This window comes from Pirellulales bacterium (assembly GCA_035533075.1).
In the GTDB taxonomy this organism is placed as follows: domain Bacteria; phylum Planctomycetota; class Planctomycetia; order Pirellulales; family JAICIG01; genus DASSFG01.
Genome location: DATLUO010000054.1, coordinates 19107 through 32435 on the forward strand (window position 1 = coordinate 19107; position 13329 = coordinate 32435).

12 protein-coding genes are annotated in these 13329 nt (G+C 64.4%); 7 read left to right on the forward strand and 5 right to left on the reverse strand.

The features are described 5' to 3' along the window. Positions 1 to 32: 32 nt before the first annotated feature. The gene (locus VNH11_06860) at positions 33 to 1046 is read left to right on the forward strand and encodes a hypothetical protein (protein ID HVA46078.1); all 1014 of its coding nucleotides are present in this window, start codon (positions 33 to 35) and stop codon (positions 1044 to 1046) included. Positions 1047 to 1231: 185 nt separating this feature from the next. On the opposite strand, the gene purN is transcribed toward VNH11_06860, so the two are convergent. Both purN and VNH11_06870 read right to left on the reverse strand, forming a co-directional pair. After that, positions 1232 to 1873, reverse strand: a complete 642-nt coding sequence (gene purN / locus VNH11_06865; protein ID HVA46079.1) for a phosphoribosylglycinamide formyltransferase — start codon at positions 1871 to 1873, stop codon at positions 1232 to 1234. A gap of 10 nt (positions 1874 to 1883) precedes the next feature. After that, entirely contained in the window at positions 1884 to 3635 is a 1752-nt protein-coding gene (locus VNH11_06870; GenBank protein HVA46080.1) for an ATP-binding protein, read from the reverse strand. 128 nt (positions 3636 to 3763) lie between these two features. Between VNH11_06870 and VNH11_06875 the strand changes: the two genes are divergently transcribed. The 6 genes from VNH11_06875 to VNH11_06900 all read left to right on the forward strand — a co-directional run bounded on the left by VNH11_06875 (position 3764) and on the right by VNH11_06900 (position 10921). Next, positions 3764 to 4477, forward strand: a complete 714-nt coding sequence (locus tag VNH11_06875) for a hypothetical protein (GenBank protein HVA46081.1) — start codon at positions 3764 to 3766, stop codon at positions 4475 to 4477. A 62-nt stretch (positions 4478 to 4539) separates the two neighbouring features. Then, positions 4540 to 7347 carry a PD-(D/E)XK nuclease family protein gene (locus tag VNH11_06880; GenBank protein HVA46082.1) on the forward strand — a complete coding sequence of 936 codons (2808 nt, stop codon included), beginning with the start codon at positions 4540 to 4542 and terminating at the stop codon, positions 7345 to 7347. Positions 7348 to 7481: 134 nt separating this feature from the next. Further along, a complete protein-coding gene (locus tag VNH11_06885; GenBank protein HVA46083.1) occupies positions 7482 to 8213 on the forward strand; it encodes a ThuA domain-containing protein in 732 nt (243 codons plus the stop codon). Positions 8214 to 8393: 180 nt separating this feature from the next. After that, a complete protein-coding gene (locus VNH11_06890; protein ID HVA46084.1) occupies positions 8394 to 9044 on the forward strand; it encodes a penicillin-binding protein activator LpoB in 651 nt (216 codons plus the stop codon). 45 nt (positions 9045 to 9089) lie between these two features. Continuing rightward, positions 9090 to 10496 carry a hypothetical protein gene (locus VNH11_06895; GenBank protein HVA46085.1) on the forward strand — a complete coding sequence of 469 codons (1407 nt, stop codon included), beginning with the start codon at positions 9090 to 9092 and terminating at the stop codon, positions 10494 to 10496. Positions 10497 to 10669: 173 nt separating this feature from the next. Next, a complete protein-coding gene (locus VNH11_06900) occupies positions 10670 to 10921 on the forward strand; it encodes a hypothetical protein (GenBank protein ID HVA46086.1) in 252 nt (83 codons plus the stop codon). A 317-nt stretch (positions 10922 to 11238) separates the two neighbouring features. Here VNH11_06900 and VNH11_06905 read toward each other — a convergent pair whose 3' ends face one another. The 3 genes from VNH11_06905 to VNH11_06915 form a co-directional block, all read right to left on the reverse strand. After that, positions 11239 to 12360: a serine hydrolase domain-containing protein gene (locus VNH11_06905; protein ID HVA46087.1), complete on the reverse strand. Its 1122-nt coding sequence runs from the start codon at positions 12358 to 12360 to the stop codon at positions 11239 to 11241. An 85-nt stretch (positions 12361 to 12445) separates the two neighbouring features. Next, positions 12446 to 12934, reverse strand: coding sequence for a universal stress protein (locus VNH11_06910; GenBank protein ID HVA46088.1), 489 nt, complete (start codon positions 12932 to 12934; stop codon positions 12446 to 12448). A gap of 1 nt (position 12935) precedes the next feature. Continuing rightward, a complete protein-coding gene (locus VNH11_06915; GenBank protein HVA46089.1) occupies positions 12936 to 13118 on the reverse strand; it encodes a hypothetical protein in 183 nt (60 codons plus the stop codon). Positions 13119 to 13329 lie beyond the last annotated feature (211 nt).

Genomic DNA, 13329 nt, shown 5'->3' on the forward strand with positions numbered 1-13329 from the left:
CTGGTCCCACCCTACAAGTCTGCTTATTCCGCATGCCTTATCCCCACGTCATTCGCCTGCGCGGCCCGTGGCACTTTGAGCCGCTGGCACGGGCCACGCTCGACGCCGATGGGCAAATCACTGAAATCAGCGCCGGTCTGCCGCCCGCCGGCCGCGCCACGGTGCCTGAGGATTGGGGAGATCGCTTGGGCAGCGGCTTCCGCGGCCGCGTGCGGTATCGACGGACCTTCAACCCTCCGGCCACGCTCGATCCACACGAGCGGCTTTGGCTGGTCGTGAAGGGCGTCGACGCATTTGGACACGTGTCGGTGAACGGCACCCGACTGGGCACGATCGACGGCTACGCGCTGGCGCGCGGCTTCGAGGTGACGCGCCTCGTCGGGCCGCGCAACGAGATCGACCTCGAAGTCGAGCTGCCGCAGGAATTGCCCGGCGTGACGCAACCCTTGCGGCCGGGCCGCGAGCGTTTGCCCGGTGGCCCGATCGGCGAAGTCCGGCTGGAGGTCCGCGCGCAATGGTTCCTTGAGCCGCTGGCAATCTGGAGCACTCCGGCGAGCGACGGCTTTCTGATCCGCGGCCAGGCTCGGGGCGAGCCGCTGGCATCGCCTTTGGCGGTCGTCGTCTCCGGCTGCGAACGAGAAATCGCTTACGTCGAAACGCAGGTGGGCGCGTGGTTTGAAATCCTGGCTCCCGCGCCCGATTTTCCGGTCTGGACCACGCACAGTCCAACACTGGCGCCGCTGGAAGTCAAGCTTCTCTGGGGCGGCACGGCCGTTTGGCAGGCCGTCATTCAAACGGCGTTGCGAGGGGCGGTCGTCAACGCCGACGCCACTTTGGTGGAGCAGATTTTGCCCGACGCCGCCTACCAGGAGTTCGACCGCAACGGCAGAACGGTGATCCAACGGCTGCCGCTGGAATGGGCCGAGCCGGTTTGCTTCCGACTGGCATATCATCCGTCGGTCGTCGGCTGGTCGGCCCTGCCAGAACAGCCCGCTCCCAGTGCCGCGACCTATGGCCGGCCGTGGCTTGAGAGCGGCGAGCAGTGAGGGTTCGCGGTGGCTGGGCCAGAGCCGTGCGCTCGACCCGTTCTCCACTTCACGCGCGGCCGCGGCGATGCCCCGGTAGCGCCACCACCGGGGCATCCGCTGGCCGGTGGCGCGTATTGGTGGTTGCCGGGTCGTTCTCGGCCAGCTTCTGCCCCAGCCACCGCCGTGGCTTGGGAGCGGATGAATCATTCCGGTTGCATCCACACGCGGCGGCCTTCCGCACGCAGCCGGCCCGATGCGATCTGCCGAAGGGCGTCGGGGTAAGCCTGGCATTCGGCCTCGAAGACCCGCGCCGCCAGCGACCCGGCCGTGTCGTCGTCGTGGACGGCGACCGTGCGCTGCAAGATGATCGGCCCGTGGTCGTATTGGTTGTCGACGAAGTGGACGGTGCAGCCGCTCACCTTGGCGCCGTAATCGAGCACGGCCTGATGTACGTGATGCCCATAGTACCCCAGGCCGCAGAAGGCGGGAATGAGCGCGGGATGGATGTTGACCACCCGCCACTCAAAGTCGGGCGGAATGGCCACGAACTTCAGAAAGCCGGCCATGGCCACAAGCTGGCAGTCGGCGGCCCGGCAAGCGTCGAACACCGCCCGGCTGAAGGCCGCGTCGTCAGCCGCCGCGCGCCGCTCGACCACCTTCGTATCGATGCCGGCTTCTGCCGCGAACGTCAGTCCGCCCGCCTGGGGATTGCTGGCAACCACGACCGCGATTCTCGCGTCCAGCTCGCCCCGGCCGATCTTGTCGATCAGATTGAGGAGCGTGGTGCCGCCGCCCGAAATCAACACGGCCAGCCGCAAGGGAGAACGTCGAGGAAAGTTGGGCATACGTGCGTCGCTAAAGACCCACCGGGCCGGCCGCCGGCTCTTCCAGCGAGGGTGCCAGGAAATCGTCGCGCGAGGCATGTCCCAGGTCGCCCAGCGCTTCGGCCGCCAGCCGGTCGGCCGGGGGACGCTCCGCGACTCGCCAGGGAAGGCGGACCGTGAACGTGCTTCCCTTGCCCAGTTCGCTTTCGACCGAGACATCGCCGCCCAGCAGTTTACAGAGCTCTTTGACGATGGAAAGGCCCAGGCCGGTGCCGGAGTATTCGCGGGTCATGGCGTCCCCGCCGGGAATCACGGTCCGGCCCTGCCGGAACTTCTCGAAAATTTGCGCCTGATCGTCGGCCGAAATGCCCACGCCCGTGTCGGCCACCGTCAGCAACAGCTCGTCGTCGGCGCCGGCCTTGGCGGCAACCACGATCCGCCCGCCGTCGGGCGTAAACTTGATCGCGTTGGAAAGCAGATTGGTGAGGATTTGCTGCACCTTGCCCTGGTCCTGAAAGAGTCCGGGCAAATCCGGCTCGACCTCGATGTCGAGATCGAGGTTCTTGCGTTCGGCCAGCGGGCGGGCCATGTCGCATTGGGCCCCGATCACGTGCTCAATGCGGAATTCAGTGGGCCGCAGCTCCATCTTGCCGCTTTCGATCTTGGCCAAGTCGAGAATGTCGTTGATCATGTCGAGCAGCATTTTGCCCGACTTTTGAATGTTCAACACGTAGCGGTGCTGTTTGTCATCGAGCGACTTGATGGAGCTCAGCACGTCGCTGAAGCCGATGATGCTGTTCAGCGGCGTGCGCAGCTCGTGGCTCATGGTGGCCAGAAAATCGCTCTTCAGGCGGTTCAACTCGAACAGCCGCATGTTGGCCTGAGCCAGCTCGTCGACTTTGACGTCCAGATTCTCGTTCAGCCGGCGCAGCTCTTCTTGGGCGGTGACCAGGTGGCCCAGCATGCGGTTGAAGGCCACCGCCAGTTCCTCGAATTCGTCGGCCGTGCGGATTTCGGCCCGCTGCTCCAGGTTTCCGCGGCTGACCGCGTCGCTCACGTCGCGCAGGTGCTTGAGCGGCTTGACGATCACGTAGCGGACGATGAAATAGGCGGCCAACATCGCCAAAAAAGTGATGAAGATGGCAAACGTAACCAAAATCGCGCGGTTGACAACTTGGTCCCAACGTGTGGCCGCGTTGGAGATCGTCACCTTGGCGACTGCGATGATCTGCCCTTCCGCTAGGTCGGGCGGGCCGGTGGAAACCCGATGGCACCGAATACAAGAGGACTCGGCGTAGACGGGACGGTAGTAGACATATTGCTCGCCATTGTTGATGAACCGCTGTCGATGCGGCTCCTCGGTTCCCGGGGCTTCCGCCTGCGCCGGAGCTTCGGCGAATTCGTCAAGCACCCCCGCATCAAAGGGATCGGCGGGGGTCGCGGCGTTGTCGGCGTCGGCGGGGCGCAAAAAGGTGCAGTCGTAGTCGCGACCTTGGAGGCCCGCACCCATCTTGCGCAGAAAGTCGATCCAGTCCTTGTCGCGGACTTCGTCCAGCAGTTGCCCCGCGTAGTTGACCTTGCTCCAGTGAACCGCGAGTAAGCTGGTGTCGACGAGCCTTTTGGCCGTCGACGGGTTCTGTTTGGCCACTAGGCTGTCGGTGCGCAGGCTGTAGGCCCAGAAGCTCAGGCCGATCAGCAGCACCAGGCAGATGCCGAACAGCGCCAGGAACTTGCGCTCCAGATGGGTCTCGCCAAGCTGGCGTTTGATGGAACGATACGACATGCGTTTTCGGTGCGGGTGAGGGTTCGCCCAGCCTGCCTGGCATTCTACGCCCGCCCGCCAGCGGCTCCAAGGTCAGACGGCCGGCGGTGGCTACCCTCCGCCGTCCGCCTGGGTTACGATAAAAGGCGATGCCGATCACCTTTCTTTGTCCCCAGGGCCACCGGCTCACCTGCCCTGACCATCTGGCCGGAAAACCGGGCAAGTGCCCCAAGTGCGGAGTCGTCGTGCGCGTGCCGGCCGGCGACGCGCCGGAAGAGACCGACGACGACGCCAGCCGCATCGAATCGACCGGCGACGGCGTGAGCGCCAGCGACTTGGGCGCCGACCAGATTATTTTTCTTTGCCCCAACGGGCATCGGCTGAACGGGCCGGCGAGCCTGGCCGGCCGGCCGGGCCAGTGCCCGCACTGCGGCATCAAGTTTCTCGTTCCCAACCCCGACGAGGAAGACGAAGAGGAGGATCAGCCGTTCGTCGAGGAAGAGACGCCCGACTTCCCGTTGAACGACATCGTGATCCAGATCGACACGTCGGGCAAAGGCGGTTCGTCGAAGGGAGGCAAATCGGGCCTGACGTCGGCCTCCTCGCCCAACGTCGCCGCGCATCCCTTGGCTTCGCTCTTGGCACAGCTTTGGCGATACAAAGCGCAGGGGGCGACGATTGAGCTCCACCTGGGCGACGGCAAGCTGCTCGAGCCCGATCAGTTCTCTTCGAAGGACGCCCAGCACGCGATCTTCGCGTCCACCGAAGCCAACGGCACGCACACGCTCACCGCCGTCGCCTGGTCGTCCATCCAGCGTGTCGTGGTGCGAGGTCTGCAGCAGCTTCCGAAGGAGTGGTTTTAGGGCATGGCGTCCCGGCAAAAAACTTCGCATAATGCGAGACGCCCGTTCATGAGGATGAGACCATGCCGCCCGTGCGAACCTTCTTGGGATGGATCCGACCCGCGCTGGAACAAGCGGCCCGCTGGCTGCTCGACCGCTATGCCGCGGCCGACGCGGCCGATCTGGCCAAGGTCATCGTGGTGCTGCCGGGCGCACGCGCCAGCCGCCGCTTATTGGAAATCCTCGTCGAGCAGGCGGAGCAGCGTCAGCTTGCCTGCACGCCGCCGCAAATCGTCACGGTCGGACATTTGCCCGAAAAGTTATACGAGCCATGCCGCCACGCCGACCGGTTGACGTGCCGCCTGGCCTGGCTGAAGGCGCTGGAAGACACCGACGCCGGTCTGCTGCGGCGAATTGTGCCCGACCCGCCCGACCGCCAAGACCCCGCGCGCTGGCTGGCTCTGGCCGAGATGGTGGGACGGCTTCACGACGAATTGGCCGGGCACGGCTTGATCTTTGCCGACGTGCCCGAACGAGGTTTTCGACCGGCGGAAAACTCCGCGCTGCGTGCGGCCGAGGCGATCGAAGTCGGGCGGTGGCAGACGCTCGCGGAGGTGCAGCAGGCCTATCTGCGGCGGCTGGAAAAGCTGGGCCTGGCCGACACTCAGCTTGCCCGGCTGCAAGCGGTCAACAACAGCCAATGCCGCTGTGCCAACGACATCGTTCTTGTGGGCCTGGCCGATATGCCGCGCGTGGCCGAGAAGATGCTCGAACAGGTGGGCGATCACGTGACGGCGCTCGTCTATGCTCCGCCCGCCATGGCCGAGCGGTTTACGAAGCTGGGCACCCTCGTGAGCGGCGCTTGGCGCCAGGCGCACATCGAGCTGAGCGACGAGCAGATCATCGTGGTCGATGGTCCGGCCGATCAGGCGACGGCGGCCGTCGACGCGCTGGCCGGCTACGCGGGGAAGTATGCGGCCGACGAGATCACGATGGGCGTGCCCGACGTGGGCGTCGTCCCCTTTCTCGAACGCCGCTTCGAGCAGTTCGACCTGCCTTCGCGCTATGCCGAAGCGTTGCGGCTGCGGCAAACGGCGCCTTATCGGCTGCTGTCGGCCGTGGCCGATTATCTCGACGGCGGACGGTTTGCCGATTTCGCGGCGCTCGTGCGTCATCCCGACCTGGAAATCTGGCTGGCCGGCGACGACCAATCGGGCGATTGGCTGGCCGCGCTCGACACTTGGTACACCCGTCACCTTCAGTCCAGGCTGGGCAAGGCCGCGCCCGATAACGACGACCTTGGCGGCAAGGTGGCTACGATCCAAAAAAAAATCGACCGACTGTGCAAGCCGTTTCGCGGCCAACGACCGCTGGCCGAGTGGGCCAAGGAGATCGCCGGCTTGTTGGTGGCGGTCTATGGCCGGCGGCAGCTCGATGCCAACCACCCCCCCTTTTTCGCCGGCGGTCGCATCGTGCTGGCGGCCTGCGAAAAGATCCACACGGTGCTGAAAGAGGCCTTCGGGGCCGACGCGAAGCTCGCCGGCCGCTGGGGCGCGCCCGACGCCGTTCGCCTGCTCTTGCGGCATATCGACGACGAACCAATTCCGCCCCTCGCCGGGCATTCGGCCATCGAGTTGTTGGGCTGGCTGGAGCTGCCGCTCGACGACGCGCCGGCTCTGGTCGTCACCGGTTTCAACGACGGCTTTGTGCCGTCGTTCATCAACGCCGATCCGTTCTTGCCCAACGGCTTGCGGCGGCAGCTTGGGCTGGAAGATAACGACCGCCGCTATGCCCGCGACGCCTACGCCCTGGCCGTGCTGGCCGGTTCGCGCCGCGAGCTGCGGCTGATTGCCGGGCGACGTTCGGCCGAAGGCGATCCGCTCACTCCCAGCCGGCTGGCCTTTGCCTGCCCGCGTGACAAAATCGCCGGCCGCGTGCTGGCCTATTTCGGCCTGGCGGCGTCGCCCTCTCCCGATCGCGTGCCGCGAGGCCTGGTCGCCGGTCGAGTTCAATCGACGTTCCGGCCGCCGCTGCCGGTGCCGCCGAAGGAGCCGCCGGCGAGCTTGCGCGTGACGCAGTTTCGCGATTATCTGGCGTGTCCGTATCGCTTTTATCTGAAGCACGTGTTGCAACTCGTCTCTCTCGACGATCTGGCCGAAGAGATCGACGCCGCCACGTTCGGCTGGCTGGCGCACGAAGTGCTTAAGGCGTTTGGCCAGGATCCGGACAACTCGCGGCTCACCAGCGCCGAGAAAATCGCCGACGTGCTGAGTGCCGAGCTGGCGCGTCTGGTGGTCGGCCGCTATGGCGAACAGCGTCTGCCGGCGGTCGACTTGCAGGTGGAGCACTTGCGTCTGCGGCTGGCGTCGTTTGCGCGGTGGCAGGCGGAGTGGGCGGCCCAAGGCTGGCGGATCGCCACGACCGAGGTGGAGATCGACGGCGAGGCGGCGCCCTTCCCGGTCGATGGCCGGCCGATGTTCTTGCGCGGGCGCATCGACCGCATCGACCGCCACGACGGCGATGGCCGCTACGTGATCTTCGACTACAAGACTTCGGACAAGGGGCAATCTCCCAATGCCACCCACCGCAAGAACGATTGCTGGATCGACTTGCAGTTGCCGCTTTATTGCCACTTGGCTCGGGCCATCGAAATCCAAGACGCCAAGATCGGTCTGGGTTATATCGTGTTGCCCAAGGACCTGACGGCCGTGAAAGACCAACTCGCCGACTGGACGCCCGAAGATTTGCAGGCGGCCGACGCGCAGGCGCGGGAGGTGGTCCGCCGCATTCGCGCGGGAGAATTCTGGCCGCCCGCGCCCGACCCGACCTTCGACGACTTTCCCGCCATTTGTCTCGGTCACAACGTCAATGCTGTTTTCGACGCGGACTGAAAATGACAAGAATACAGTTCGGGTTCAGGTCCAACTCATATCAGCGAGCGATCTGGTTTTTCGTCACCCTGCAACTGATTTGCCTCGGTTCTTCAGCAAGGGCGGACGAGGCGCCGCCGAAGAGGCCGAAGAGATTGCTGCTGCTCGGCCAGGGCCCCGACGGTCATCCGCCGACCACGCATGAGTACCTGCCTGGTCTGAAGGTATTGCAAGTGTGCTTGCAGGGTGTTCCGGGCGTGGAAGCGCGTGTCGAGCGCTGCGACGAGCCATGGCCGGAAGGGCCCGACAAACTGGCCGAGGTCGACGGCTGCGTGCTGTTTCTCTCCGAGGGAGCCAAATGGATCAACGCCGATCCGCGCCGCTATGAGGCGTTCACCCGGCTTGCTGCCCGCGGAGGCGGATTGGTGGCGCTGCATTGGGCAATGGGGACCAAGGATACGGAGAACATCGGACCGTTTGTGCGCCTGTTGGGCGGTTGTCACGGCGGTCCGGACCGGAAATACACGGTGATCGAAACCCGTTGGCAGGCTGCCGATCACCCGATTGCCAATGCCGTGGGTCCGCTCACGGTCCGCGATGAGTTTTATTATCGCCTCAAGCTTGTCGAACCGGGCGACGCGATTCAGCCGGTCATTACGGTGCCGATTGAAGGCCGCGACGAAACGGTGGCCTGGGCCTGGCAGCGCCCCGACGGCGGTCGCTCGTTCGGTTTCAGCGGGCTTCATTTTCACGACAACTGGCGCCGTGAGGCGTATCGGCGACTGGTCAGCCAGGCCGTCCTGTGGACATTGAAGCTTCCCATGCCGCAAGCGGGACTGCCGGTCGATGTGCCCCAGGCAATCTTCGAATTGGCGCCGCAAGACTGATTGCCGCTTGCCCAGATTGCGGTTTTTCCGTAATATCACCGCTCGTGTGCCAAGTTGCGAGAGGGCCGTTCCGGCGATGCCAAGTTTTCCAAAAGAATCGGCCGATCTACAGGTATCAGGGACCGCTGCGCCATAAATACAAGGCTGAAAAGCCTGACCTACTTGCACGGAACGGACTCCATGCACCGACGCCACTTTCTTCGATCAAGCTTCGTTACACTGGCCGGCTGCTTGGGCGGCTGCCGCGGGAATCAATACGCCGAGGTGAAACATCCGGGCGACCCGTCGATGGTCGGCAGTCACCAGGCCGGAGGCGAGACCTGGCGGCCGCTGATGGACGAGGCGGTTGGCAAGCTGCTCGGCCGCCATTCGGTCGCCCGCCAATCGGGTCCCAATGGCCAGGTTCTGCCGCCGCTGCGGATCTGTTTCGTGGGCGTCGAAAACAAGAGCATCGAAGAAATCGGCGATTTCAAAGACCAGCTTTACGAACAGATCGACTCCAAGATTCTCGAAAGCCAGATCTTTCAGCCCGTCAGCAAGCGGTTCGTCGAAGCGGGGCTGATGCAGACCCGCCTGCGGCCCGACCTGTTGATGGTGCCCGCCAACATGCGGATGTTCGTGGGCGCCATGGAACAACAGGGCCAGCCCTTCGACTACCTGCTTTACGCCACGATCACCTCCGGCACCACCCGCGAGAACAAAGACTACCAGCGCGACTATCTGCTCACGATGGAGCTCGTCGATGTCCACAACGGGCAATACGACAAGCAATCGGCCACGTTGAGCAAGGGCTACTATCATTCGCGGCTCAGTCGGCTCATGAAGGGGTGAAGAACGGTAGATGGCAGACGGTAGACGGTAGACGGGGATTCTTAGATGACCGACGATTGCCCGCTGGTTTGCGCCGTGCATCGCCGAGATCCCGGTCTACCGGCTGCCGTCTGCCGTCGATGGATCCTTTTCCTTTTACTGCCCCTTCTGCCGCTCTTCGCCCTTGGCTGCGCGACGCACGAACGGCGGCTGCTGGCCATTCGCGACGGTTTTTATTCGGGTGACCTGCCGGTGGCCGAAAAATCGCTCGACGATGGTCTGAAGCACGACCACCGCGACTCCGAAGTGCTCCTCTTGGAACGCTCCATCGTCGAGTTGGCCGAAGGACGCCCGCGAGAGTCGGAACAGGCGCTGCGCACCGTCCGCGACCGGTTCGACGAGCTGGAACGGGCGAGGCTGGGCAAAGCGGCGATTGCCTTGATCACCGACGACAGGCACAAAGCCTATTGCGGCGAAGATTACGAGAAGGTGCTCATCCGGGCACTGCTTTCGCTGGCCAATCTGCTCGGCGACGGGCAAGACGCCGTCGCTTACGCCTTGCAGGTCGCCGACAAACAGCAACAGATCATCGAGGCCGCCGGCGCGGAGGCTTCGAGTGACGGCCCGAACCCCAAGCTGGCCTACAAGCAAGTGGCGATCGGCCCCTACCTGCACGGGCTGATTCGCGAAGCCACGCACGGCAACTATGACGACGCGGCCCGCGCCAGTGCCTTGGTCGTTCAATGGGAACCGCAATTCCTCGACGGGCGCGCCGACTTGGAACGTGCCCGGCACGGCCGTCATTCGGCGCCGGGCAACGGCGTACTCTACGTGTTCGCACTGGTCGGACGCGGTCCCTACAAAGAAGAGACGCTTGAACTGCCCACGACCGTCTCACTGTTGATTGCCGACCGGATCATCAGCGCCACGAACAAATACAGCTTGCCGCCCACCATTGCGCCGGTGAAGGTGCCGCGGATCGTCATACCGCCCAACGAAATCGCCGGTATCGGCGTCTACGTCGATGGCCGGCCCGCGGGCACCACGGCCACGATCACCGACGTTGGCCGGATGGCCGTCGAGCAGCACCAGGCAATCTACCCGCGCATCCTTGCCGAGGCGGTGGTGCGGCGCGTCGTGAAAAAAGGGATCGTGCTCGGCGCCAAGGAGGCGATGGGGGCCAACCAGGCGACGCTCACCAGCGTGGCCCTGGACGTGGCGGGCATCGCCTGGGAAGCAAGCGAAGCCGCCGACACTCGCTGTTGGGGCCTGTTGCCTGACAAAATTCAGGTGCTGCGCCTGGAGTTGCCCACCGGCCGGCATCAGGTGGCGCTGCAGCCGGTGAGCCGCTATGGCTCGACCGGCGCCGCCGAACCGCAGGCCGTGACGATCGACGACGGCCGCAACACCTATTTGCTGGCGAACTTTCCCGATTCGCGGCTGGTGGGCAGAATCGCGACGAATTCGCCGTAGTGTGGCCTACAAGCTCGAAAACAGGGCGTAGCAGAATAGTCGGCGCTGGTGCCGGCCGGGTCGGCATCGGTGATGGCGGCTATTGTGCCGCTGAACGTGCTTCCTTCCGTCGAACTCACGGACGACGCCGTGGCGGTCAGCGAAGCATCGGCGACGGTGGTGGCGTTGGCGACGTGACGGGCCTGGGCGTCAGCGTTGCGTCATCGACCTTGGCGGTGCCGGTGAGCGTGACGGTCTGGCCGCCGACGTCATGCACGACGATGGAGAATGGCGAGCTGGCGGTCTCGTCGCTGAAGACGTGCGTGCCGGTCAAACTGAAACCGCCCGGCACGCCTGAGATCGTTTGCAACGTGCCGGTCGAAGTGACGCCCGCGCCCCAGGTGATCGTGGCGGTGAAATCGCTGGCCGCGTTTTGGTGTTGGTGACCGTAAACGTCGACAGCAGAAGTCGATCTTCGAGCCGCTCCGGAAAGAGCCCCCTCGGCCGAGCGCGCAAGGACTTCGTTGCCTTTTGATTTCGCCGGGCTTTGGCACGGTTCCGCCCACCGGTCGATGCGGCGTTACGCGGAAAGTTCGATCGATACATGATGTCCTCTCTTCGGTGGAATAGCTCGATGGCGGAGTATAGACGCTCGCCAAGGCAATCGCAATCGTTTCGCTCGAGGCATGTCCCTCGTTAAGACGAAGTCGAACTGGCGGAGGGGAACCCTCTCGCAGGCGCTCGCAAGCTCGCTGGCCCCGCCCTACTTGCCAGGCACGATCGCCGCGGCGGCAATCGTGCCGATTTGGCCGGCAAGCTTGTTCACGGAACCTTTCCCGTCCGGATGCACACGGTTGCTGAGAAAGATCACCGTCAGCTCGAGCTCCGGGTCGATCCACATCGCTGTGCCGGTGAACCCGCCGTGTCCAAAGGCGCGGTCGGAAAAGCCAGTCCCTCGGTTCGATGAATAAGCGCTGCGCACGTCCCAGCCGAGTGCCCGCAGGCCGCCTTTGACCGGCTGCGCGCGCGTCATCTCGGCGACCGTCTCCGGCCGCAAAATGCGGACACCGTTGAACTCGCCGCCTTGCAAAAGCATTTGGGCATAGACGGCCAGGTCTTCCGCGGTCGAGAACAGCCCGGCGTGGCCGGCGACGCCGCCCAGCGCGTAGGCCCGTGGATCATGCACCTCGCCCTGCATCCAGCGATCGTTTCGCTTTTCCGCGGGCGCGGCCCGCTGGCGCAGCCCATCACCAGGCAGATAGGTCGTCTCTTTGAGGCCCAGCGGAACGAAGATGTGCTCGGACGCGAAACGATCGAGGTTTTCGCCGGCGACCCGTCGCACCAACTCGCCCAAGACGATAAAGCCCACGTCGGAATATTTGAACGCCTCACCCGGTTTCGCTTGCGGCCCGCTTGCCATGACGCGGGCCATCGCCTGTTCGGGGCCATCGGCGTAGTCTTCGATCGGATTGTCGGCGATCAGGCCGCCCTGGTGCGTCAAGAGTTGCCGAATGGTGATCGACTCCTTTTCCGCTTGTGCGAAACCGGGCAGGTATTTCGCCACGGGGTCGTCGAGCGCGAGTTTGCCCTGCTCGGCCAGCAGCATCACGCTGGTTGCGGTGGCGACGGGCTTGGTGAGCGAGGCCATGTCGAAAACGGTGTCGACCGTCATCGGCCTTTTAACCGGCTCGACGCTGCGCTCGCCATAAGCCTTTAGAAAAACGATCTTTCCACATCGGGCGACGAGCACCACGCAACCCGGCATCTTGCCGGCGGCCAATGCTGTTTGTACCGCGTCGTCAATTTCGGTCAGACGGTCCGCGTCCATACCCGCCGCTTGCGGTTCGGCGCGCGGCAACTGCGCCACGGCCATGCTCGCAGACATGGCGACCGCCGCGACGAAAGCCACAAAACCAGCCGGCGCGCTTCGATTCATCCGATTCATGTCCGTGATGTGCGGAGTCCGTTTCCTACAGGAACCGCGGGGCGGGCACGGGCAGCACGCGCGGCTCTGCCAGCGGCGGTTCTTCGGCGGGACGGTCGCGAAGGGTGAGCACCGGAGCACGCGCGTGCCGCAACACATATTCGGCCACGCTACCCAGCAACAGATGCACCAGGGCACTGCGGCCGTGAGTGCCCATCACGATCAGGTCGCAGCCGCGCTCTTGCGCCACCCAGCAAATCACCGGGCCGGGCGGGCCGGCGTGCAAGATGCGCTCGACCGAAACGTCGGGCAAAACCGGCACCGCGTCGAGCTGCTCGCGCAACGTCGGGTCGGTCGGATGCTCTTGTCCCACCAGGTTCAACGTCTCCGGCACGTCGAAGGCGTGCAACAGCACCAGTTCGGCCCCGGTGTCGTGAGCCAGACGCTGGGCGTAGGCGAACGCCCGACCGGAGGCGTGCGAAAAGTCGACCGGACAAAGAATCCGTCGGATCAGTGAGGGTGCCTGAGTGTCCATATCAGGGAATATCGCGGAAGGCCAACCAACTCATGTACGCCAGAATCAGAGAACAGATCACGAAGCCCACGTCCATCATGATGCTGGCCTTGCCGAAGGGCACTCCGAGTGCAAGATCGAGGCCGAATAACAACAATAACAGGCAGGCCACGACCAGTCCGGAGATGGTCAACGCTTTGGGCATCGAAGGTGTTCCTCAAAGTTGCACGACCGCCGCCGGCGTTTGCCCGATGGCTGCCAAGGTGCTTCAAGTATAGTTAGGGGCAACGTGCTGTCCCAGTGCCCCTGGGGAGAAAAGTCTGTGACCGGTCGTGCCGTGTAAAACGATTGGGCCGGATGGGAGGGTTCAGGGTTCAGGGTTCAGGGTTCAGGCGGCGGGATGGAAATCCATGCCG